The sequence below is a fragment of the Micromonospora cathayae genome (genome assembly GCF_028993575.1).
GTDB lineage: Bacteria > Actinomycetota > Actinomycetes > Mycobacteriales > Micromonosporaceae > Micromonospora > Micromonospora cathayae.
In genome coordinates this window covers 2,463,185-2,483,444 of sequence record NZ_CP118615.1, presented here as the reverse complement: position 1 = coordinate 2,483,444, position 20,260 = coordinate 2,463,185, and the positions used below count along the sequence as shown (strand labels likewise).

General features: G+C 70.9%; 25 protein-coding genes. 9 read left to right on the top strand and 16 right to left on the bottom strand.

Annotated features, from left to right (window positions below; all coding sequences use genetic code 11):
• Nucleotides 1-5 precede the first annotated feature (5 nt).
• The 3 genes from PVK37_RS11475 to PVK37_RS11465 all read right to left on the bottom strand — a co-directional run bounded on the left by PVK37_RS11475 (nucleotide 6) and on the right by PVK37_RS11465 (nucleotide 1,690).
• Nucleotides 6-827, bottom strand: a complete 822-nt coding sequence (locus PVK37_RS11475) for a G5 domain-containing protein (RefSeq protein WP_275033840.1) — start codon at nucleotides 825-827, stop codon at nucleotides 6-8.
• Between the two features lie 272 nt (nucleotides 828-1,099).
• Complete coding sequence (locus tag PVK37_RS11470) at nucleotides 1,100-1,351, bottom strand: hypothetical protein (RefSeq protein ID WP_275033839.1); 252 nt, start codon at nucleotides 1,349-1,351, stop codon at nucleotides 1,100-1,102.
• The gene (locus tag PVK37_RS11465) at nucleotides 1,352-1,690 is read right to left on the bottom strand and encodes a DivIVA domain-containing protein (protein ID WP_275033838.1); all 339 of its coding nucleotides are present in this window, start codon (nucleotides 1,688-1,690) and stop codon (nucleotides 1,352-1,354) included.
• A gap of 282 nt (nucleotides 1,691-1,972) precedes the next feature.
• Here PVK37_RS11465 and PVK37_RS11460 point away from each other — a divergent pair, with 282 nt between their 5' ends.
• The 6 genes from PVK37_RS11460 (at nucleotide 1,973) to PVK37_RS11435 (ending at nucleotide 6,649) form a co-directional block, all read left to right on the top strand.
• Nucleotides 1,973-2,809, top strand: coding sequence for a helix-turn-helix domain-containing protein (locus tag PVK37_RS11460; RefSeq protein WP_275033837.1), 837 nt, complete (start codon nucleotides 1,973-1,975; stop codon nucleotides 2,807-2,809).
• Between the two features lie 12 nt (nucleotides 2,810-2,821).
• Nucleotides 2,822-3,046 carry a DUF397 domain-containing protein gene (locus PVK37_RS11455; RefSeq protein ID WP_275033836.1) on the top strand — a complete coding sequence of 75 codons (225 nt, stop codon included), beginning with the start codon at nucleotides 2,822-2,824 and terminating at the stop codon, nucleotides 3,044-3,046.
• 74 nt (nucleotides 3,047-3,120) lie between these two features.
• Nucleotides 3,121-4,449 carry a sigma-54-dependent transcriptional regulator family protein gene (locus PVK37_RS11450; RefSeq protein ID WP_275035086.1) on the top strand — a complete coding sequence of 443 codons (1,329 nt, stop codon included), beginning with the start codon at nucleotides 3,121-3,123 and terminating at the stop codon, nucleotides 4,447-4,449.
• 42 nt (nucleotides 4,450-4,491) lie between these two features.
• Nucleotides 4,492-5,997 (top strand): aldehyde dehydrogenase, encoded by a 1,506-nt coding sequence (gene adh / locus PVK37_RS11445; protein WP_275033835.1) that lies wholly within the window; start codon nucleotides 4,492-4,494, stop codon nucleotides 5,995-5,997.
• Nucleotides 5,997-6,341 carry a DUF779 domain-containing protein gene (locus PVK37_RS11440; RefSeq protein WP_423791028.1) on the top strand — a complete coding sequence of 115 codons (345 nt, stop codon included), beginning with the start codon at nucleotides 5,997-5,999 and terminating at the stop codon, nucleotides 6,339-6,341. Before adh ends, PVK37_RS11440 begins: the two co-directional genes overlap by 1 nt.
• A 152-nt stretch (nucleotides 6,342-6,493) precedes the next feature.
• Nucleotides 6,494-6,649 carry a DUF433 domain-containing protein gene (locus PVK37_RS11435; RefSeq protein WP_275033834.1) on the top strand — a complete coding sequence of 52 codons (156 nt, stop codon included), beginning with the start codon at nucleotides 6,494-6,496 and terminating at the stop codon, nucleotides 6,647-6,649.
• Nucleotides 6,650-6,733: 84 nt separating this feature from the next.
• Here the strand turns inward: PVK37_RS11435 and PVK37_RS11430 are convergent, their stop codons facing one another.
• The 9 genes from PVK37_RS11430 to PVK37_RS11390 form a co-directional block, all read right to left on the bottom strand.
• Nucleotides 6,734-7,048 (bottom strand): helix-turn-helix domain-containing protein, encoded by a 315-nt coding sequence (locus tag PVK37_RS11430; RefSeq protein WP_275033832.1) that lies wholly within the window; start codon nucleotides 7,046-7,048, stop codon nucleotides 6,734-6,736.
• Entirely contained in the window at nucleotides 7,045-7,440 is a 396-nt protein-coding gene (locus tag PVK37_RS11425) for a type II toxin-antitoxin system RelE/ParE family toxin (protein ID WP_275033831.1), read from the bottom strand. The genes PVK37_RS11430 and PVK37_RS11425 overlap by 4 nt, the downstream gene beginning before the upstream one ends.
• 68 nt (nucleotides 7,441-7,508) lie before the next feature.
• The gene (locus PVK37_RS11420) at nucleotides 7,509-8,195 is read right to left on the bottom strand and encodes a G5 domain-containing protein (protein WP_275033830.1); all 687 of its coding nucleotides are present in this window, start codon (nucleotides 8,193-8,195) and stop codon (nucleotides 7,509-7,511) included.
• Between the two features lie 91 nt (nucleotides 8,196-8,286).
• Nucleotides 8,287-9,297 carry an agmatinase gene (gene speB, locus PVK37_RS11415; RefSeq protein WP_275033829.1) on the bottom strand — a complete coding sequence of 337 codons (1,011 nt, stop codon included), beginning with the start codon at nucleotides 9,295-9,297 and terminating at the stop codon, nucleotides 8,287-8,289.
• Nucleotides 9,294-10,496, bottom strand: a complete 1,203-nt coding sequence (locus PVK37_RS11410; protein WP_275033828.1) for a saccharopine dehydrogenase family protein — start codon at nucleotides 10,494-10,496, stop codon at nucleotides 9,294-9,296. Before PVK37_RS11410 ends, speB begins: the two co-directional genes overlap by 4 nt.
• A 114-nt stretch (nucleotides 10,497-10,610) precedes the next feature.
• On the bottom strand, nucleotides 10,611-11,420 hold the full coding sequence (locus PVK37_RS11405) for an ABC transporter permease (protein WP_275033827.1): 810 nt from the start codon (nucleotides 11,418-11,420) through the stop codon (nucleotides 10,611-10,613).
• Between the two features lie 55 nt (nucleotides 11,421-11,475).
• Nucleotides 11,476-12,396, bottom strand: a complete 921-nt coding sequence (locus PVK37_RS11400; protein WP_275033826.1) for an ABC transporter permease — start codon at nucleotides 12,394-12,396, stop codon at nucleotides 11,476-11,478.
• Between the two features lie 169 nt (nucleotides 12,397-12,565).
• A complete protein-coding gene (locus tag PVK37_RS11395; protein WP_275033825.1) occupies nucleotides 12,566-13,717 on the bottom strand; it encodes an ABC transporter ATP-binding protein in 1,152 nt (383 codons plus the stop codon).
• 6 nt (nucleotides 13,718-13,723) lie between these two features.
• Entirely contained in the window at nucleotides 13,724-14,908 is a 1,185-nt protein-coding gene (locus PVK37_RS11390; protein WP_275033824.1) for a polyamine ABC transporter substrate-binding protein, read from the bottom strand.
• 207 nt (nucleotides 14,909-15,115) lie between these two features.
• On the opposite strand from PVK37_RS11390, the gene PVK37_RS11385 reads away from it, so the two are divergent.
• Complete coding sequence (locus tag PVK37_RS11385; RefSeq protein WP_275033823.1) at nucleotides 15,116-15,628, top strand: Lrp/AsnC family transcriptional regulator; 513 nt, start codon at nucleotides 15,116-15,118, stop codon at nucleotides 15,626-15,628.
• Nucleotides 15,629-15,729: 101 nt separating this feature from the next.
• Here the strand turns inward: PVK37_RS11385 and PVK37_RS11380 are convergent, their stop codons facing one another.
• A complete protein-coding gene (locus tag PVK37_RS11380) occupies nucleotides 15,730-15,921 on the bottom strand; it encodes a DUF397 domain-containing protein (protein ID WP_275033822.1) in 192 nt (63 codons plus the stop codon).
• Nucleotides 15,912-16,655, bottom strand: a complete 744-nt coding sequence (locus PVK37_RS11375) for a DUF5753 domain-containing protein (RefSeq protein ID WP_275035084.1) — start codon at nucleotides 16,653-16,655, stop codon at nucleotides 15,912-15,914. The genes PVK37_RS11380 and PVK37_RS11375 overlap by 10 nt, the downstream gene beginning before the upstream one ends.
• A 282-nt stretch (nucleotides 16,656-16,937) precedes the next feature.
• On the opposite strand from PVK37_RS11375, the gene PVK37_RS11370 reads away from it, so the two are divergent.
• On the top strand, nucleotides 16,938-18,284 hold the full coding sequence (locus tag PVK37_RS11370) for an aspartate aminotransferase family protein (protein ID WP_275033821.1): 1,347 nt from the start codon (nucleotides 16,938-16,940) through the stop codon (nucleotides 18,282-18,284).
• 162 nt (nucleotides 18,285-18,446) lie between these two features.
• Here PVK37_RS11370 and PVK37_RS11365 read toward each other — a convergent pair whose 3' ends face one another.
• Nucleotides 18,447-18,821 carry a DUF3499 domain-containing protein gene (locus PVK37_RS11365; RefSeq protein ID WP_275033820.1) on the bottom strand — a complete coding sequence of 125 codons (375 nt, stop codon included), beginning with the start codon at nucleotides 18,819-18,821 and terminating at the stop codon, nucleotides 18,447-18,449.
• Between the two features lie 198 nt (nucleotides 18,822-19,019).
• Between PVK37_RS11365 and PVK37_RS11360 the strand changes: the two genes are divergently transcribed.
• Nucleotides 19,020-19,469, top strand: coding sequence for a metallopeptidase family protein (locus PVK37_RS11360; RefSeq protein WP_275033819.1), 450 nt, complete (start codon nucleotides 19,020-19,022; stop codon nucleotides 19,467-19,469).
• Between the two features lie 157 nt (nucleotides 19,470-19,626).
• Here the strand turns inward: PVK37_RS11360 and PVK37_RS11355 are convergent, their stop codons facing one another.
• Nucleotides 19,627-19,884: a WhiB family transcriptional regulator gene (locus PVK37_RS11355; RefSeq protein WP_088980572.1), complete on the bottom strand. Its 258-nt coding sequence runs from the start codon at nucleotides 19,882-19,884 to the stop codon at nucleotides 19,627-19,629.
• Nucleotides 19,885-20,260 lie beyond the last annotated feature (376 nt).

Sequence of the window (20,260 nt, the reverse complement as noted above, 5' to 3'; positions counted from 1 at the left end):
CCGGCTCAGTCCCGTTCGCAGGCCAGACCGTCGTTGTCCCGGTCCAGGTCGTAGATGTCGTCACCGATGACCTCCACCACCCCGCTCAGGTACGCCGGACCGTTGCCGCTGCCGCCCGCGCAGTCCACGTCGCTGGCGATCGGTACGCAGCCGCTGTAGTTGGGGTCGCACCGCCGGGCCGGCCTGGTGCCCACCGCCACCACCTCGGTGACCGGCTTCCTGGTCACCGCCGTACGCACCAGTTTCCTGCCGGTCTGCACGCCGTCGGTGACGGTGACCTGGTAGGTCAGCGTCCGCACCCCGTCGATGCCCCGGGTCCGCACCACCCGCTTCCCCTCGGCGAGGGAGGAGTCCTTGACGGTCCGGGTACCGTGCGGGACCTTCTCCGTCGCGGTGACCGTCCGGGTCTCCACCACCGGCGTGGGGGACGGCGTCGGTGTCGGGGTCAGCGACGGCGTGTCGGACGGGGTCGGGGCCGTGCTGGGCGACGGCGACGCCACGGTCGGCTCCGGGACGCCCTGGTCACGGGCACCGGCGGCCGCCGGCCGGGACTCCGGCGAGGGCTCGGCGGTCGCGCCGACGACGGCGAGGCCACCGCAGCAGAGCAGCATCAGGGTCAGCGCCCCACCGCCGAGCAGCAGTCCGGTGCGCTGCCGGGCGGTGAGCCGCCCGAACCAGCCCGGCCCGCCGCCGCTACCACCGGACCAGGTCGGCCCGGTGCCGGGGCCGCCCTGCCACACCGGGCCTTCGGCGGACGGCGGCAGCATCCCGGGCGGGAAACTGTGGGTGGGCGGCTGCGGCGGCTGGTGCGGGTGCTGATCTGTCACAGCGACGAGTGTGGTCAGCGCCGACTCGATCGATAACCACCGTGCCGCTGGTCATCGCCATCGATCAGGCGTTCCCGGTGGCGGCTCGGTCCGGCCGGCACACCGGAAACCGTCCCACCGCCGTCCCGCTGCCGGCTCCGGCCGTCCGGTCGTCCACTGTGGCGGAACACAAGACCTATGACCAGGTACGGCGTCCGGCCCAACCGTCGACCACCGGTCGGTACCGGTGCACCGCCCGAACGGCCGCTCTCCGGACAGCCGACGCGGCCCGGTCAGCGGGGTAGCCGGCGGGCACAGTCGCCGTCGTGGCCGGCCGCGAGCAGGCACCGTCGGCCGGTTGACACCCGTCGATCACAGAACACCCGGTGGCGTACGCCCTGCTCGTCCTCGTACGACACGGTCGTCTCGCCCGGGTCCACCATCGGCAGGTAACTCAACGACCGGGCCACCATCCGGGCCAGCCGACCCGCCGCGTCCAGGTCGGCGACGACCACCGGCAGGTGCACCACGAACCGCCCGGACACTCAGAACCACCCCGCGTTACGTTGTTCCCGCCGCGCCTGACGGGTCTGCCACTGCCGCAGCGCGTCCTTGATCCGCGCGTTCTCCTCCCGAGCCTGCTCCAACGCCGCGTACAGGCCCGCCAGGTCACCGGCCACCCGATCCAGGAAGTCGGTCACCTCGCCCGGGTCCAGGCCACGCCGCCCGAACCCGGTGGTGCCGAACGACCGCCCGCGCACCTGCGTAGGCCGCAACGGCGCGCACACCGCCGACCGGTACAACCCACCCCGCGCCGGTCGCTGCCGGGGCGGCCGGTGGTGCCGGCCAGGGTTCTCGGTACGCCGCCGGAAGAACAGCCGCATCACGGCCACCCGCCTCTCTGCCTCTCGCACGCCGTCAACAGGGAACGGTCCCGTCCGCCCTCCGCGAGCGGACGGAACCCCTCCCCAGACCTGCCACCGCAGCTACCACCAGCAAGTACGGCACCAGGGTCACCCGCACGCGCCGCTGTGGACGGTCAGCCGCCAAGCTCAACCAGTAGCAGCACGCTCACTCATAGTTGACCAGAACTAGCCCGATACGCAACTCCCGATTCTCAACCGAGCCATTGCGTGTCGCGTCCAGAGAATGGAACACTCTCCGTCATGACAGGAAGCCCCACAGTGCGCAGAAGGCGACTCGCCACCGCCCTGCGTCGCCTCCGCGAGCAGACCGGCATGACCGCCGACCAGGCGGCCAAGGAGATCGGCATCTCCAAGTCGGCGCTGAGCCGGATCGAGAACGCCCAGGTCTCCGTCCTCCCGCCCGTCGCCCGTGGGCTCCTCGAGCTGTACGGGGTGGAGGGCGAGGAGGTCGACGCGCTCGTCCAGGTCGCCCGGGACGCCCGCAAGCGCGGCTGGTGGCAGGCGTACGACGACGTCCTGCCCGAGTGGTTCGAGGTCTACGTAGGACTCGAAGCCGAAGCCTCCGAGATCCGCGTGTTCCAACCGCAACTCGTTCCCGGCCTGCTCCAGACGCCCGACTACGCCCGCGCGATCGTCCGCGCCGAACACCCGGACGCGCCGACGGAGGAGGTGAACCGACGCGTGGAGCTGCGCCTTCGTCGCCAGGAGTCCGAGACCTCACCCAAGCTGTGGGCGGTGCTGGACGAGTCCGTGCTGCACCGACCGGTCGGCGGATCGGGAACCTTCAAGGCTCAACTCCGCCACCTGCTCGATGCCGCTGAGCAGCCCGGCACCACCGTGCAGATCCTCACCTTCGGTGCCGGCGAGTACGGCTCGATGGGTAGCGCCTTCATCGTTCTCGCGTTCCCGGAGCCCGCCGATCCCGGGATCGTCTACCTGGAGAACCGCGCGGGTAGTCTCTACCTCGAAGGCCAACAGGTCAGGGAGTACAGCCGCGTCTTCGAGCACCTGGTCGCCAACGCCGCCAGCGCCCGCGAGTCACGCGACCTGATCCAGAAGGCGATCGACAGGTTGTGAGAGGACGGGCCGGTGGACCAGGGCGAGGCGGCCAGCACGGCCAGGCGCACCACCGCGACGTGGCGTAAGAGCAGCCGCAGCAACGGCTCCGGCGAATGCGTCGAGATGGCAGCAGACCTTGACGGCCTGGTCGGTCTACGCGACAGCAAAGATCCATCCGGCCCCGTCCTGATGTTCCCACCGGCCCGCTGGACGGCATTCGTGCAGGGGCTCAAGAACGACAACCTCTGTTCTTGAGCCCATCTCCATAGGCTCACCGCCCTTGGCGATCACGGGTGAGCTGGGTCACCATGGGGGCCGAGGAGGTGGCCGTGGCCGACCCGTGGCTCGCCCTGGAGTTCGGTGCCGATCCGCGCGAACGGATCGCCCAGGTCGGTGCCGCCCACGAGGCGTTCCTGACCGAGGCGGCCGACCCCGGACGGGTACGCGACGTGGTGGCGAACTCGTGGCGGCGGTCGGTCGGGGCGCTGCTCGACCCGGAGGCCACCCCACCGGTCGAGCTGACCGGGGCCGACCTGGAGGACTACCGGGCCGGGCACCCGCTGGCCCGGGTGCTGCCGCTGTTCCGGGACCTGCTCGGCGGGATCGCCACCGACGGGGCGCACCTGATGGCGGTCTGTGACGCGTACGGGCGGCTGCTCTGGGTGGAGGGTCATCCGGGGGTGCTCCGCAGGGCCGAGGGCATGAACTTCGTGCCCGGGGCCCGCTGGGACGAGACACACGCCGGCACCAACGCGCCGGGTACCGCCCTCGCGGTCGACCACAGCGTGCAGATCTTCGCCACCGAGCATTTCAGCCGGCCGGTGCAACGCTGGACCTGCGCCGCCGCGCCGATCCACGATCCGCTGACCGGGCGGCTGCTCGGCGCGGTCGACATCACCGGCGGCGACCACCTGGCCAACCCGCAGAGCCTGGCCCTGGTCCGGGCCACCGCGCGGGCCGCCGAGGCGTGGCTGGCCGGACCGTCCGGGCTGGCGGTACCGAAGGGGACGGCCGGGCCGGCGGTAGCGGACCAGCCGGACGTGGTCGCGGTGACCGCGCTCGGTCGGGACGAGGTGGAGCTGCGGTACGCCGGTCGGCGGGTCCGGCTCGGCCGGCGGCACAGTGAGCTGCTGGTCCTGCTGGTGCAGCATCCGGACGGGCGGACCGGCGAGCAACTCGGCCTGGACCTGTACGGCGACGACCGGCTGCACCCGGTCACCCTGCGCGCCGAGATGTCCCGGCTGCGCCGCATCCTCGGTCCGGAGCTGCTCGACTCCCGCCCGTACCGGCTGCGGCCGACCGTCCGGGCGGACTTCCGTACCGTCACCGAACTGCTGGAACGCGGCCAGGTGGCGGGGGCGCTCGACGCGTACCGGGGAAGTCTGCTGCCGGCGTCGGACGCGCCGGGAGTGGTCCGGCTGCGCCGGCTGGTCGACGGGCAGGTGCGGGCGGCGGTGCTGGCCGGCGGTGATCCGGCGCTGCTCGCGGCCTGGACGGCGACGCCGGCCGGGGCCGACGACCTGGCCGCCTGGCAGGCCCTGGCGCGGGCGTTGCCGCCGGGTGCGCCGCGCCGGCCGCTCGCGGCGGCCCGCGCCCGCCAGCTCGCCGAGGAGTACGGACTCACCGGCGCAACGTCGTTGCAACGTCCGGGTAACTAGCGTGGCCGCCGTCACACCACCAGACGACGGCGGAGGTACCCGATGACGCGCTACGACGCGCCGACGCACTGGCAGTCCCGGTACGACCATTTCATCGGCGGCGAGTACGTGAAGCCGCACGGCGGACGGTACTTCGAGAACCCGACCCCGGTGACCGGGCAGACCTTCTGCGAGGTGGCCCGGGGCACCGCCGAGGACGTGGAGCGGGCGCTCGACGCGGCGCACGGCGCGGCCGACGCCTGGGGGCGGACCCCGGTGGCCGAGCGGGCGCTGCTGCTGAACCGGATCGCCGACCGAATGCAGGAGCACCTGGTGGACCTGGCGGTCGCCGAGACCTGGGAGAACGGCAAGCCGGTCCGGGAGACCCTGGCCGCCGACATCCCGCTCGCGATCGACCACTTCCGGTACTTCGCCGGGGCGGTCCGGGCCCAGGAGGGTTCGCTCGGTGAACTGGACGACGACACCGTGGCGTACCACTTCCACGAGCCGCTGGGTGTGGTCGGGCAGATCATCCCGTGGAACTTTCCGCTGCTGATGGCGACCTGGAAGCTCGCCCCGGCGCTGGCCGCCGGCAACGCGGTGGTGCTGAAGCCGGCCGAGCAGACCCCGGCGTCCATCCACTACTGGCTGTCGCTGGTCGCCGACCTGCTCCCGCCGGGCGTGCTGAACATCGTCAACGGCTTCGGGGTGGAGGCCGGCAAGCCGCTGGCGTCGTCGCCCCGGGTGGCGAAGGTGGCGTTCACCGGGGAGACCACCACCGGGCGGCTGATCATGCAGTACGCCAGCGAGAACATCAAACCGGTCACCCTGGAGCTGGGCGGCAAGAGCCCGAACGTCTTCTTCGACGACGTGAGCCGGGAGCGGGACGACTTCTTCGACAAGGCGCTCGAGGGGTTCACCATGTTCGCCCTCAACCAGGGCGAGGTGTGCACCTGCCCGTCCCGGGCGCTGATCCAGCAGGGCCACTACGCCGACTTCCTGGCCGCCGCCGTCGACCGGACGAAGGCGGTACGCCAGGGGCACCCGCTGGACACCGACACGATGATCGGCGCGCAGGCGTCCAACGACCAGTTGGAGAAGATCCTGTCGTACCTGGACATCGGCCGGCAGGAGGGCGCGAAGGTGCTGGCCGGCGGGGAGCGGGCCGACCTGGGTGGGGAGCTGTCCGGCGGTTACTACGTGCAGCCGACCATCTTCGAGGGCGACAACGCGATGCGGATCTTCCAGGAGGAGATCTTCGGCCCGGTGGTGTCGGTGACCGGCTTCGCCGACCTGGACGACGCCGTGAAGATCGCCAACGACACCCTGTACGGGCTGGGGGCCGGCGTCTGGACCCGGGACATGAACACCGCGTACCGGGCCGGGCGGGCCATCCAGGCCGGCCGGGTCTGGACCAACTGCTACCACGCGTACCCGGCGCACGCCGCGTTCGGCGGGTACAAGCAGTCCGGCATCGGCCGGGAGAACCACAAGATGATGCTGGAGCACTACCAGCAGACCAAGAACCTGCTGGTCAGCTACTCCACCAAGAAGCTCGGCTTCTTCTGATGCCGGTGGTGTCGGTGACCCCCGCGGCGGCCGGGCTGATCCGGTCGCTGCGGGAGCGGCACGGCCCGCTGATGTTCCACCAGTCCGGGGGCTGCTGCGACGGCAGCGCGCCGATGTGTTTCCCGGTCGGCGAGTTCCGGACCGGCGGGTCGGACGTGCGGCTCGCGGCTCTGGAGATCGAGGGGGTTCCGGAGCCGGTCGAGTTCTGGATGTCGGCCAGCCAGTGGGAACTGTGGAAGCACACCACGTTGACCGTGGACGTGGTGCCGGGGCGGGGCAGCGGATTCTCCCTGGAGGCCCCGGAGGGTGTCCGCTTCCTCATCCGCTCCCGACTGGCCGACTGAACCGGGGTGACGTGACGGCACCTCGCCGCACAGGTGCCGTCACGGTCGTGTCGGCCCGCCGGAGGGACGTACCCGTTGTCCGACCGGACGGCCCGCTGGCCGGCCTGGAATTGATGCCATGGCTATCGACCGCATCACCGTCGACCGGGCGGATGGGCGGGCTGCCGTGTGTCCGCGACACCAGGGTCACCGCGACAGCCGTGTTGGGGCAACTCGCCGCCGGACGCAGCATCGAAGAGCTGCTTGACGATTACCCGTACCTGGATCGCGAGGACGTGCTCGCAGTGCTGGAGTTCGCCGCCGCCTGAGGCCCCTGGACGGCCGAATGACACCCAGGGCAGCGGGCAGCACGGCGGGTTTCGGCGGCTAACCGGCCCCCTCTAAGGGTCTGGTCAGGCGATCTGGCGCAGATCGTTGCCGTAGTCGAAGATGATGCGGAGTCGGGCGCCCAGCGCCGCGGCGTACCGGCTCAACGTCGCCACCTCGTTGACGTCCAGGTCGCCGTTCTCGATCTGGCTGACCCGGCCCGGCGTCACACCCATCAGCTCCGCCACCTGACGCTGGGTGAGGCCCAGTCGCTTCCGTTCCTCGGCGAGGTGGAACGCGCTCACCCACGCCTCGGTACGTGCGCGTTCCGCCTGTTGTGCGGCGGCATCCTCGTCCGCCAGTTCCGCGCGGACGTCTTCCCAGTCGTAGAACTCGGTCACCCTTTCCCCCTCCGCTCCCGCTCCTGGTCGAGCCAGGTCTTGTAGACCTTCTCCGCCAGCGGAACGTGTTCGTCGTACCACCGGGTCCAGTTGCCCGCCTTGTTTCCCGTCACCAGCAGGACGGCCTGCGACCACGGATCGAAGACGAACAGCACACGCACCGCCACATCCCGTCCGGACCTCGGTCGCAGTTCTTTGAGGTTACTGACCTGGGAGCCCCGGAGCGTGTCCACCAACGGTCGTCCCAGGGCTGGGCCGACCTCCGCCAGCATGTCGATCGCCACGCTCACCGAGTGGTAGGTGGACGGGTCCGCCTGCCGTAGATCCCGTAACCATTGCCGGACCTCTCCGGTGACCCGTACCGACCACCGTCGGTTACCCGTCGTCCCCACCCAGGAACTATAGCCTGAGCTAAACCTTGTACGCGGTTCATCCGACCCGGCACAGGTGATACAAGGCGTCAGTTCTTTTCGTCGCAGGCGATGCCGTTGTCGTTGCGGTCGAGGTTGTAGACGTCCTCGCCGGTCACCTTGACCGTGCCGGTGATCCAGGTCGGGCCGTCCCCGCGCCCGGCGCAGTCGACGTCCTCGGCGACCGGTACGCAGCCGCTGTAGTTCGGGTCGCACTCGGCCGTCCGGGAGGTGCCCACCGCGACGATCTGGGTCACCGGCACCCGGGTCACCACCGAGTCGACCAGCCGCTTCCCGGTGGGTTCCCCGTCGACGTAGGTGACCTCGTAGGTGAGGGTCTTCTGTCCGGTCACGCCCCGGGTCCGGATCACCTGCTGCCCGTCGGGGACCGTGGCGTCCTCCACGGTCTGCACCGGGAACGGGATCCGGGCGGTCTCCCGGACCCGCTTCGTCTCGACCTCGCCGGACGGGCCCGGGGACGGACTCCCGCCGGCCGGCGGTGGGGAGGACGGCCCGGCGGGCGCGGCGGCCGGACCGGCCCACTCCGGCTGTCCGTCGACCGCCGGTGACGCACCGGGTCGGATGCCGAGCAGCGCCCCGACCACGGTCAGCTCCGCACCGCAGGCCAGCACGAAGGTGATCACCCCGGCGAGTAGCGCCAGCGTGGTCCGGCCGCTCCCACCGCCGGTGGGACGGGACGGGCTATCCGCAGCATGAGACGACCGACGCGACGCCATGACAGAAGTTTCGGCCGCCGCCCGCCCGGTGGCAATGGGTGATCTCCACCCGGGGCACCCGAAGCCGACCGGAAGGTGCCCGTACCGGACCTCAGCCGAGCAGCGGGCGGCGCGGATCCCACGGCGGGGAACCACCGGCGGCGTCCCGACGACGCCGGGCGATCGCCGACAGCGCCTCCAGGACCACCCGGTTGCCCAGGTACGCGGTGATGTCGGCGTGGTCGTACGGCGGGGCGACCTCGACCACGTCCACCCCGACCACGGGCAGCTCGTAGCAGCAGCGGCGGACCGCGTCGAGCAGTTGCCGGCTGGTCAGGCCGCCCGGTTCCGGGGTGCCGGTGCCCGGGGCCATCCCCGGGTCGACCACGTCCACGTCCACCGACAGGAACACCCCGTCGCAGTCGTCGACGGCGAGCGCGTACGCCTCGGTGAGACATTCGTCCAGGCCGCGCGCCACCAGCTCGGTCATCTCGTACGAGCGCATCCGCTGGTCGGCCATCCAGGCCAGGGTCTGCGGGCCGGGCCAGTAGCCGCGCAGCCCGATCTGGAGGAACCGGTCGCCGCGGACCGCCCCGGACTCGATGAGCCGGCGCATCGGCTGCCCGTGCCCGTACAGGGACCCGAACTCGACGTCCCCGGTGTCGGCGTGCGCGTCGAAGTGCACCAGCGACACCCGGCCGATTCCGTGGTGCCGGGCCACCCCGGTGGCGTCGGGCAGCGCGATGGAGTGGTCGCCGCCGAGCACCACCGGGATCGCCCCGGCGGCGGCGACCGCATGCACCGCCGTCTCCAGGGCGGCCAGCGAGCGTTCGATGTCCCCGGCGAACATCTCCACGTCCCCGGCGTCGTAGACGCACAGGTCGCGCAGCGCGTCGACGCCGAGGGCCAGGGACGGCCGGGAGCCGTCGTGCGGCAGGTAGCAGGCCTGCCGGATGGCGGACGGGCCGAACCGGGTACCGGGACGGTGCGAGGTGCCGCCGTCGAACGGCGCGCCGACGATCACCACGTCGGCGTCGAAGTACGACGCCGGCTCGGCGAGGGTGCAGGGTGGTACGCCGAGGAAGGTCACCTCGGGTCCGTACATGCTTCCGTAGCGGCTCACTTCTCCTGGATCCCCCACGGTGAGCCGTACGCGGTGAGCAGGTCGAGGAACGGCTTCGGCGGCAGCGCCTCCGGGCCGAGCACCCCCACCCCGCCCCACGCGCCGGTGGCGAGCAGTTCCAGCGCGACGATCGGGTTGATGGCGGTCTGCCAAACGACAGCCTGGTGGCCGTACTCGTTCATCGACCACTCGTTGTCGACCACGTGGTGCAGGTACACCCGGCGCGGGTTGCCGTCCTTGCCGGTGCCGGTGACGTACGTGCCGGCGCAGGTCTTGCCGCTCATCCGGCGGCCGAGGGTGGCCGGGTCGGGCAGGCAGGCGGCGACCACGTCCCGGGGCGAGACGTTCTGGCCGCGTACCGGCACCGGGGACGTCGAGTCGAGGCCGAGCTTGTGCAGGGTCTTGAGCACCTCGATGAACTCCGCGCCGAGGCCGTACTTGAAGGTGACCCGTTTCGCCGGCACCCAGCGCGGGACGAGCAGCACCTCCTCGTGCTCGACGTTGACGCACTCGACGGGGCCGATGCCGCCGGGGAAGTCGAAGACCTCCGGTTCGCTGAACGGTTCGGTGGTGAACCAGCCGCGCCCGCGTTCCCAGATGACCGGCGGGTTGAGGCACTCCTCGATGGTGGTCCAGATGGAGAAGGACGGGGCGAAGTCGTACCCCTCGACGATCAGGTTGGAGCCGTCCCGGATACCGACCTCGTCGATCTCGCTGAACAGTTCGTCGGCGGCGTACCGGGCGAACACGTCGGCCAGGCCGGGTTCGACGCCGATGCCGACCAGGGCGAGCCGGCCGGCGTCGGCCCACTGGTTCGCGGCGGCGAACTGGTCGTCGCCGAGTTTGACCCCGGGCAGCTCGTACGGCTGGTCGGGGTGCGGGCGGGACAGCGACATCGCCATGTCGAGGTAGTCGGCGCCGGCGGCGAACGCCCCGTCGAAGATCGGCATGACGAAGCGCGGGTCGACGGCGTTGAGGACGTGGGTGATCCGGTGTTCCCGGCAGAGCGCGGCCACGGCGGCGGCCGAGGAGGCGTCGACGGTGGCCGCGGTGAACCGGTCACCGTGGCCGGCGACCGCGTTGGCGGCCCGCTCCGGTTCCCGGTCGGCGACGACCACCGTGTCGAAGAAGGTACGCCGTGCGGCGACGGCGACAGCAGCTGAGCCGACCCCACCGGCTCCAACGATGAGGATCCTCATCGGGTATCACTCCCATAACGGGCATCTCGGGTATGTACAGGGCAGTGCGCTTCCGGCAGGCGACGGTGGCGGGTGCCCTCGCCGACAGCGACGACCGGGCCACCCTGCGAACACCTAACCCGACAGTGAGCGCCGAACGGAACGGGACGTACGGATGGTGGTGAACAGGACGAGCAGCAGGGCGATCGCGAACATGGCAGTACCGATGACGTTGACCTGCGGCGGGATTCCCCGCTGCGCGGCGCCCCAGACGTACATCGGGAAGGTGACCGTGGTGCCGGCGTTGAAGTTGGTGATGATGAAATCGTCGAAGGAGAGGGAGAAGGCCAGCAGCGCGGCGGCGACGATGCCGGGCAGCGCCAGCGGCAGGGTGATCCGCCGGAACGTCTGCCACTCGCTGGCGTAGAGGTCCATCGCCGCTTCCTCCAGCCGCCGGTCCATACCGGCCAGCCGGGCCTTCACCGTCACCACCACGAACGACACGCAGAACATGACGTGCGCGATGACGACGGTCCAGAAGCCCTGTGGCACCCCGGCGGAGACGAAGAGGGCGAGCAGGGACGTCCCCATCACCAGCTCCGGGGTGGCCATCGGCAGGAAGATCAGCACGTTGACCGTGGACCGGCCACGGAACCGGTGCCGGGCCAGGGCGAACGCCATCAGCGTGCCCAGTACGGTCGAGGCGACCGTGGCGAGGAAACCGATCTGCACGCTGCGGACCACCGCGTCGCACATGTCGGCGCTGGCGCACGGGTTACGCCAGTTGTCCAGGGTGAACTCGTGGAAGTCGTACGACAGCCGGCTGGCCGGACGGTTCAGCGACAGCCCGGCCACCACGGCCACCGGCAGCAGCAGGTAGCCGAGGACGAGCAGCGCCACCCCGACCGCCCACCGGTCGGCCAGCCACCGGCCCGCGCGGGACATCACAGGACCCCACCGCTCGCGACTGCGGGGCTCCGCTGCGCTGCACTCCTCGCGCTCACAGGACCTCCTCGGTGCCGCTGCGCCGCAGGTAGCCGAAGACCACCGCGAGGACCGCCGCCATCAGCAGGAACGACAGCGCCGCGCCCTGCGGGTAGTCCAGCCGGACCAGGAACGCCGAGTCGATGACGTTGCCGATCATGTACTCGTTGGGTGTGCCGAGCAGCTCGGCGTTGATGTAGTCGCCGCTGGCCGGGATGAAGAACAGCAGCGTCCCGGCGACCAGGCCGGGCATCGACAGCGGCAGCACCACCCGGCGGAACGTCTGCACCGGGCCCGCGTACAGGTCGCTGGCCGCCTCCAGCAGCCGGGTGTCCAACCGCTCCAGGCTCGCGTACAGCGGCAGCACCAGGAACGGCAGGAAGTTGTACGTCAGCCCGAGCACCACCGCGAACGGGGTGGCGAGCAGCCGCCCGTCGGCCCCGAGCAGGTGTACGTCCCGCAGCAGCCCGACCAGCCACCCGTTGTCGGACAGGATGGTCTTCCAGGCCAGGGTGCGCACCAGGAAGCTGGTGAACATCGGCGCGACCACGCAGATCAGCAGCAGGTTCTTCCAGCGGCCCGCCTTCAACGCGATCGCGTACGCCAGCGGGTAGCCGAGCAGCAGGGCCACCAGCAGGGCCGCCCCGGCGTACAGGAACGACCGCCCGAACTGCGGCCAGTACGCCTGCACCGCGTCCGGGTAGTTGCCGAACGCCCAGCTCATCGCGTACCCGGTGGCGAGCGAGCCGGTCGGGTCGTACAGGCTGGTGGCGGCGAGCTGGAACAGCGGGACCACGAAGAAGACGGTCAGCCAGGCCGCCCCGGGCAGCAGGAGCAGATACGGCAGCAGCCGGCGCCGCCCGGGGCGGGCCGGCGGGGGCGACCCCGGCCCGGTGGCCGGGCCGGTGCTGCCGGGCAGGTGGGCGAGCGCGCTCACGCCAGCCCCCCGGGCGCGGCCGATTCCCCGGCCGCGGGCCCGGCCGACTCGCCGGGCGCGGCCGATTTCCCGGACGCGGACCCGGCCGACTCCCCGGGCACGGGCCCGGCAGCCCGGTGCGGGCGGTAGTGACCCCGAGGGGTGCCGGTATGGCCGGACGGTGCCTTCGTCACGGGAGCACCGCCACCGGTTCGTCGAGGACCGGGGTGGTGCGGTCCGCCTCGCCGGGGGCGCGGGGCAGCAGGAACGCGTGCTCCGGCAGCCAGTACGCCACCACCGGGGTACCGACCGGGTACCGGCCCTCGGTGCCGGTGTTGGCCGCGAACACGGTCAGCTCGCTGCCCCAGCCGGTACGGACCAGGTACTGGGTGCTCACCCCCACGTAGGCGGCGTCGCTGACCACCCCGGTGACGTGCTGGTGTCCGGGGGGCACCTCGTCGGCGGAGCCGGCGAGTCGGAGTTTCTCCGGGCGTACGCCGAGGTGGACCGGACCCCGGTCGGCGCGGGCGCGGCCGACGGGCACCGAGTGGCGCGTGCCGTGCGCGGTGACGGTGACGTCGTCGCCGGTCGGGCCGGCGGCGTCGGCGGCGAGCAGGTTGCACTGGCCGAGGAAGTTCGCCACGAAGGCGGTGGCCGGGAACTCGTACAGGTCGACCGGGTTGCCGAGTTGCTCGATCTTCCCGGCGTTCATCACCGCGACCGTGTCGGCCATCGTCATGGCCTCCTCCTGGTCGTGGGTGACGTGCACGAAGGTGATGCCGACCTCGGTCTGGATGCGCTTCAGTTCGAGCTGCATCTGGCGGCGCAGTTTCAGGTCGAGCGCGCCGAGGGGTTCGTCGAGCAGCAGCACCTGGGGGTGGTTGATCAGGGCACGGGCCAGTGCCACCCGCTGCTGCTGCCCGCCGGAGAGCTGGGCGGGGCGACGCCGGCCGTACCCGTCGAGCTGCACCAGGGCGAGCATCTCCGCGACCTGCTTCCCGACCGAGCGGATGCCGCGTCGGCGCAGGCCGAACGCGACGTTCTCGGCGACGTCCAGGTGCGGGAAGAGGGCGTAGCTCTGGAAGACGGTGTTGACCGGCCGCCGGTACGGCCGCAGCCCGGTGATGTCCCGGTCGCCGAGGCACACCTGCCCGGCGGTGGGCTCCTCCAGCCCGGCGATCATGCGCAGGGTGGTGGTCTTGCCGGAGCCGGAGGCACCGAGCAGGGCGAAGAACGAGCCCTGCGCGATGGTGAGGGTCAGGTCGTCGACGGCGGTGAAGACCCCGAACCGTCGGGTCAGGCCGACGAGTCGCAGGTCACCGGCGGGTGTCTCGGTCGCCATTGCCGCTCACGCCCCGATGACCTGCTGGTACTTCGTCTCGTACGTCTTCTCCTGCTGCTCGTTGAGCGCCATGAAGACCTTCGACTTCGCCAGCATCGACTCGTCGGGGAAGATCAGCGGGTTGGCCGCCAGCTCCGGGTCGATCTTCTCCATCTCGGCCTGCGCGCCCTGCACCGGGCAGATGTAGTTGACGTACGCGGCGAGCTTCGCGGCGACCGCCGGCTGGTAGTAGTAGTCGATCAGCGCTTCGGCGTTGGCCCGGTGGGTGGCCTTGTTCGGCACCAGCAGGTTGTCCGAGAAGAGCATCACGCCGGAGTCCGGCACCACGAACTTGACCTTGTCGTTCTCGAAGCCGAGCTGCACGATGTCGCCGGACCAGCCGACACAGGCGGCGATGTCGCCCTTGGCCAGCTCGGGGGCGTAGTCGTTGCCGGTGAACCGGCGGATCTGGCCGCTGTCCACCGCCCGCTTGAGCTTGGCGAGCGCGTCGTCGAACTGGGCCTCGGTGAAGTTCGCCGGGTCGTGCCCGTTGGCCTGGAGCAGCAGGCCCATGGTGTCGCGCATCTCGCTGAGCGCGGTGACCTTGCCCTTGAGGTCGGGGCGGGTCAGCAGCTCGTCGACGCTGCGGATCTCCTTGGTGACGCTGCCGTTGTAGGCGAGGCCGGCGAGGCCGGACTGCCAGGGGATGGCGATCCGGTTCTCCGGGTCGAAGGACCGGCCCTTCAGCGAGGACAGCAGGTTGGCCTGGACGTTCGGCAGCTTGGCCGCGTCCAGCTTCTGGATCCAGCCGAGCCGGATCATCCGGGCGGCCATCCAGTCGGTGAGCACGAACAGGTCCCGCTCGGTGGCCTGGCAGGCGGCGAGCTGGTTCTGCACCTTGCCGAAGAACTCGTTGTTGTCGTTGACGTCCTCGGTGTAGGTCACCTGGATGCCGGTCTGCGTCTGGAACGCGTCCAGGGTGGGCCGCTTCGACTCGTCCGCCTCGTCGACGTCCATGTACTGCGGCCAGTTCGAGAAGATCAGCTTCTTCTCGCTGCCGGACAGGTCCTCGCTGACGCACCCCTGCTCGGTCTGGGTGGCCGCCTCGGTGCCACAGCCGGCCAGGCTGCCACCGGCGGCGAGCAGCGCCGCCGAGCCGAGCGCGCCGGAGAGCAGGCCACGCCGGGAGACCGCCCGGGGGTGACGACGCATGTGACGGCTCCTTCGGGGTCGTCGTCGGCGAGGGGGTACGGTCCGCCGGCGGAGGGCCAGTGCGATGGGTGCGACCGATACTGGCATGCGGAAACCTTGCGTACAAGGGATTCCGTCGCGACATTGGTCCTGGACCACGGATTACGCCAGACTCCCAGGTGATCGCCGCGCAACAGTGACCGCCGCTTAACGTGAAGGAAATCCACGATGACCCAACGCCACCCGGAGAGCCACGGCCCGATCCGCCGGGTCACCGTGCGTGAGGGATCCCATCACGCTCTGCTCGATGACGTGGCGAAGCGGATCATCGAGCAGCTCCAGGAGGACGGCCGGCGACCGTACGCCACCATCGGCAAGGCGGTCGGGCTCTCCGAGGCGGCGGTCCGGCAGCGGGTGCAGCGGCTGCTCGACGCCGGGGTGATGCAGATCGTCGCGGTCACCGATCCGCTCCAGCTCGGTTTCCCCCGCCAGGCCATGATCGGCCTGCGTACCGACGGGGACCTGGAACGGGTCGCCGACCGCCTCGCCGAACTGGAGGAGGTCGACTACGTGGTGATCACGGCCGGATCGTTCGACCTGCTCACCGAGGTGGTCTGCCGCAACGACGACCACCTGCTGGAGATCCTGCAACGGCTGCGCGCCGTGCCCGGCGTCGTCTCGACCGAAGCCTTCGTCTACCTCAAACTCCGCAAACAGACCTACACCTGGGGTACGGCCTGATCCTGCTTGATCGATCGTGGTGGGAAACGGCCCACGAGGGGGCACTTTGCCGCCATGATCAGGTGGCGTCGCGCTTCAGAGAGCCCGGGTGGCGTCGCGCTTCAGAGAGCCCGGGTGGCGGCGACGAAGACGCGCCAGGCCGCCGGGGAGAAGGTCAACGTGCCACCCGTACGGTCCTTGCTGTCCCGCACCAGCACCCGACCCGGCAGATTGTCCGCCACCTCGACACAGTTGCCGCCGTTGTTGCTGCTGCGGGTCGCGGTCCGCCACCGGGCAGAGGTCGTCACGTCCATGCCTGCGCCACTTCCCTGATCAGCTCGACCGACCGGCGACGCGGGAACGCCTCACCGGTGATGCTCTCCCACCTTCGGCCCAGCGTAGCCACGTCGTCCGGATCCGTCACCAGCTCACCGCGAAGCTGATTGTCCAGATAGGCCACTTCCCGCGAATCGGGCATCCGGGCCAGCACGAACGGCCCGGCCAGGCCGGTGTGCCACGGGCCGTCCGCCGGGATCAGCCGCACCTGGACGTGCGGCTCCCCGGCCACGTCAGCCAGATGGTGGAGCTGCTCGCGCATCACCGCCGGATCACCGACCCGCCGCCGCAGCACCGCCTCCTCGATCACCGCCACCACCTGCGGGGGCGCGTCCCGGCACAGCACCTCCTGCCGGGCCAGTCGGCCCGCCACCAACTCCTCGATCTCGGCCGGTGGCAGCAGGTTGCCGGTGCGCAGCAGCGCGCGGGCGTACCCCTCGGTCTGGAGCAGTCCCGGCACCAGCAATGGTTCGAAGGTCCGGAGACAGGTCGCCTCCTGCTCCAGCTCCACCCACGGCCGGAACCAGGCCAGATCACGGCGACGGTACGGCTCGGGCCACAGGTCGGCCGGATCACAGCGCAGCACGGCCGCCACCGCGACCCGGGTACGCGTGTGCGGGACCCGCCCCTCGACCACCCACCGCCCCGCCGTCTTCGGATCGACCTCGACCCGCCCGGCGAGCGACTCGGCGGTCTCACCGGCTCTCGCCATCGCCACCCGCAACGCCTCGTTGCCCGCAGGCCGCTTCACTCTCACGCACCGCACCCTAGACATCACCTTGGGTGATCCGCGACCGCACCCCCGCCACCACCACAGATGTCCCCCGGGACGCACCGGACGTCCCCCCGCCCCAGGGCCCCACCTGCTACGGAATTCGTTGCCTTTCTCATCCTGCCCTTCTGATTCCTTGCACTTCCGGCCCCTGGTATGCGATAACCGGGGCAGTGCGGCCGGCTCACCCCTCGCCGGCCCATGACTCGATGGGGCCCTGCCATGGCGAACGCCACCGACCACCTCTGGATGCACTTCACCCGCATGGCCAGCTACCCCGACGGGGAGGTGCCGACCATCGTGCGGGGTGACGGGGCGTACATCTGGGACGCCCACGGCCGCCGCTACCTGGACGGGCTGGCCGGGCTGTTCGTGGTCAACGCCGGCCACGGCCGGACCGAACTGGCCGAGGCCGCCGCGAAGCAGGGCGCGGAGCTGGGCTACTTCCCGCTCTGGTCGTACGCCCACCCCCGGGCGATCGAGCTGGCCGAACGGATCGCCTCGCTCACCCCGGGCGACCTGAACCGGGTCTTCTTCACCAGCGGCGGCTCCGAGGCGGTGGAGTCGGCCTGGAAGCTGGCCCGCGCCTACTTCAAGCGGGTCGGCAAGCCGATGAAGCACAAGGTGGTCAGCCGGTACCTGGCCTACCACGGCACCTCCATGGGCGCCCTGTCGATCACCGGCCTGCCCGGGTTGAAGGTGGACTTCGAGCCACTGGTGCCCGGCGGCATCAAGGTGCCGAACACCAACTTCTACCGGGCCCCCGAACACGGCGACTCCCCCGAGGCGTTCGGCCGGTGGGCGGCCGACGAGATCCAGCGCGCCATCGAACGGGAGGGGCCGGACACCGTCGCGGCGGTCTTCCTGGAGCCGGTGCAGAACGCCGGCGGCTGCTTCCCGCCGCCGCCCGGATACTTCCAGCGGGTCCGGGAGATCTGCGACGCGTACGACGTGCTGCTCGTCTCGGACGAGGTGATCTGCTCGTGGGGCCGGCTCGGCGAGTACTTCGGGGCCACCCGGTACGGTTACCAGCCCGACATCATCACCACCGCCAAGGGCCTCACCTCCGGGTACTCACCACTCGGCGCGATGATCGCCAGCGACCGGCTGATGGAGCCGTTCCTCACCGAGACCGGCATGTTCGCCCACGGGGTGACCTTCGGCGGGCACCCGGTGTCCTGCGCGGTGGCCCTGGCCAACCTGGACGTGTTCGCCCGCGAGGACCTCAACGGCCACGTACGCGCCAACGAGGCGGCGTTCCGCGCCACCCTGGAGAAGCTGCTCGACCTGCCGATCGTCGGGGACGTCCGGGGTGACGGGTACTTCTACGGCATCGAACTGGTCAAGGACAAGACGACCCGACCGATGTTCACCGACGCCGAGTCGGAGCGGCTGCTGCGTGGCTTCCTGTCCCACGCCCTCTTCGACGCCGGCCTCTACTGCCGCGCCGACGACCGGGGCGACCCGGTGATCCAGCTCTCCCCACCCCTGGTCGCCGACCAGCAACACTTCGACGAGATGGAGCAGATCCTCCGCACCGTCCTCACCAAAGCCTGGTCCCTCCTCTAACCCCCTGCCGCGCTCTCCCCCCGCCCCACGCACCCCGGTTTCTCCCTGTTGACCATGAAGTTAGTGCCACGACACGCCGGGCACGGTGACAACAACTTCATGATCAACGGGGCGGGGCGGGGCGGCCCGGAGGCGGGCCGGGCGGGCCGGGGGGAGGGGGAGCTAGTGGGTGGGGGGGATTACGCGGAGGTGGCCGCGGCGGCCGGTGGGCTGGGACTGCGGGGAGTGGTCCGGCTGGCGGGCGTCCTGCGGGGGACGGGGAGCCGGGCGGGCGGCTTCGCGGACCGCCTCGGCCAAGGCCACCAGGTCGTCGGTGGTGGGCGGCGGGGGCTCGAACTCGCCCTCGTGCCGGACCACGTCCCAGCCGCGCGGCGCGGTGAGGTTCCGGGCGTGCGGCTCGCACAGGTCGTACGTGTGCGGCTCGGCGAAGGCCGCCAGCGGCCCGATGACAGCCGTCGACTCGTTGTAGACATAGGTCAATGTGGCGACCGCTTGCCGGGGGCAGCCGTTTCGGGAGCAGCGCCGAGTTGACCTCACGGCGGCAGGGTATCTCCATTACCGGGTCCGCCGCACCGGTTCACGCTACGACACGCCCGTCACCGAGATCACAATTCGACCGTCGGGCCCGTGGTCCGTCGGGACCGGATCGGCCGGAAAGGGGCATGACGTGCCCGATCGGCGCGCCCGGGAACGTCGGAACGGCAGGCCAGCGGGGATGGGGTCTAACCTGTCCTCATGACCAGTCCGGAACACCGCCGCCCCGGCTCCGGTCGGCGGGTGCGCCGCGACCGGCACGGCCGCGGCCTGCGCGGGCGGCTGGTGCCGGCGACCGTCCCGTTGGCGCGGACCAAGGCGGAGGTGTTCGACGATCTCGTACTGGACACCGTCGAGACCCTGGAACGCCGGTTCGCCAAGGAGCTGGCCGGGGTCGAGTTCGCCGTCGAGGACGTACCGCCGGACCTGAACGTCTACGACTCCGACGTGCTCGAGGACGGGGAGGTGCCGCTCGCCCGGCTGCTGCCGGGGCGTCCCGGCCGGCAGGAGGTTCCGCCGCGGATCGTGCTCTACCGGCGTCCGCTGGAGTTCCGCGCGATGGACCGGGAGGATCTCGCCGACCTGGTCCACGATGTCATCATCGAGCAGGTCGCGAATCTGCTCGGGGTCGATCCGGACGAGTTGGCCTGAAGGTTGGACGATCCGGGCCGGGTCTGGTCCCGGTCCACCGGGCGGGGACAGGCCACCGGCGAAGTCAGATCCGCCGGCTCGGACAGGCCGCCGGCTGGGACGGACCAACGGCGCGGGGCCCGCACCGGGCGGCCCCCTCCGCCCGGCACGGTGAACGTCAGGCCACCCGCCGCTTGAGCTTGCGGCGCTCCCGCTCGGAGAGGCCGCCCCAGATCCCGAACCGCTCGTCATGGCCGAGCGCGTACTCCAGGCACTCCGTCTTCACCTCGCAGCGGGAACAGATTCGCTTCGCCTCGCGGGTCGAGCCGCCCTTCTCGGGGAAGAACGCCTCCGGATCGGTCTGCGAGCACAGCGCCCGCTCCTGCCACTCCGGCGCGTTTCCGAGCAGGTCGGCCACCTCAAGCTGGCCGTCCATCAGATGCCTCCTTGTCGCGCACCGGCGTCATCGCCGCTGCAACCCCCACGCGGAAAGGCGCGTTTGTCCCTCCGGTACCGATTTGCTGCGTTCCGTGTAGACAACCCCATTCAAATTACACGCGTGTAATGCGTGCGCCGTCAAGCCGAACTTGATATTGGAGTCGCCCTCCCGACACGCCACCGGGCCGCCATCCGGGCCACCCGGCCCTCGCAACCTGCCCTATCGATTCAGACCCCTGAGGAGTAACGCCCTCTCCGGCGAGTTGTCCGAGATTTCTCCCGTGGCGCTCCACCGTCCGACCCGGAGCGCACCACCGGGAGGACGGCCGGAGAGCCCGCACCCAAGATCAAACGATCTTGGTGGGGCACAGGTT

What these genes read in the sequence shown, in the direction of transcription:
- PVK37_RS11465 (WP_275033838.1), bottom strand. Translation starts at nt 1,690, where the DNA reads ATGCGGCTGTTCTTCCGGCGGCGTACCGAGAACCCTGGCCGGCACCAC.
- PVK37_RS11460 (WP_275033837.1), top strand. Translation starts at nt 1,973, where the DNA reads ATGACAGGAAGCCCCACAGTGCGCAGAAGGCGACTCGCCACCGCCCTG.
- adh (WP_275033835.1), top strand. Translation starts at nt 4,492, where the DNA reads ATGACGCGCTACGACGCGCCGACGCACTGGCAGTCCCGGTACGACCAT.
- PVK37_RS11440 (WP_423791028.1), top strand. Translation starts at nt 5,997, where the DNA reads ATGCCGGTGGTGTCGGTGACCCCCGCGGCGGCCGGGCTGATCCGGTCG.
- PVK37_RS11435 (WP_275033834.1), top strand. Translation starts at nt 6,494, where the DNA reads ATGGGCGGGCTGCCGTGTGTCCGCGACACCAGGGTCACCGCGACAGCC.
- PVK37_RS11420 (WP_275033830.1), bottom strand. Translation starts at nt 8,195, where the DNA reads ATGGCGTCGCGTCGGTCGTCTCATGCTGCGGATAGCCCGTCCCGTCCC.
- PVK37_RS11410 (WP_275033828.1), bottom strand. Translation starts at nt 10,496, where the DNA reads ATGAGGATCCTCATCGTTGGAGCCGGTGGGGTCGGCTCAGCTGCTGTC.
- PVK37_RS11405 (WP_275033827.1), bottom strand. Translation starts at nt 11,420, where the DNA reads ATGTCCCGCGCGGGCCGGTGGCTGGCCGACCGGTGGGCGGTCGGGGTG.
- PVK37_RS11395 (WP_275033825.1), bottom strand. Translation starts at nt 13,717, where the DNA reads ATGGCGACCGAGACACCCGCCGGTGACCTGCGACTCGTCGGCCTGACC.
- PVK37_RS11390 (WP_275033824.1), bottom strand. Translation starts at nt 14,908, where the DNA reads ATGCGTCGTCACCCCCGGGCGGTCTCCCGGCGTGGCCTGCTCTCCGGC.
- PVK37_RS11385 (WP_275033823.1), top strand. Translation starts at nt 15,116, where the DNA reads ATGACCCAACGCCACCCGGAGAGCCACGGCCCGATCCGCCGGGTCACC.
- PVK37_RS11380 (WP_275033822.1), bottom strand. Translation starts at nt 15,921, where the DNA reads ATGGACGTGACGACCTCTGCCCGGTGGCGGACCGCGACCCGCAGCAGC.
- PVK37_RS11375 (WP_275035084.1), bottom strand. Translation starts at nt 16,655, where the DNA reads ATGGCGAGAGCCGGTGAGACCGCCGAGTCGCTCGCCGGGCGGGTCGAG.
- PVK37_RS11370 (WP_275033821.1), top strand. Translation starts at nt 16,938, where the DNA reads ATGGCGAACGCCACCGACCACCTCTGGATGCACTTCACCCGCATGGCC.
- PVK37_RS11360 (WP_275033819.1), top strand. Translation starts at nt 19,020, where the DNA reads ATGACCAGTCCGGAACACCGCCGCCCCGGCTCCGGTCGGCGGGTGCGC.
- PVK37_RS11355 (WP_088980572.1), bottom strand. Translation starts at nt 19,884, where the DNA reads ATGGACGGCCAGCTTGAGGTGGCCGACCTGCTCGGAAACGCGCCGGAG.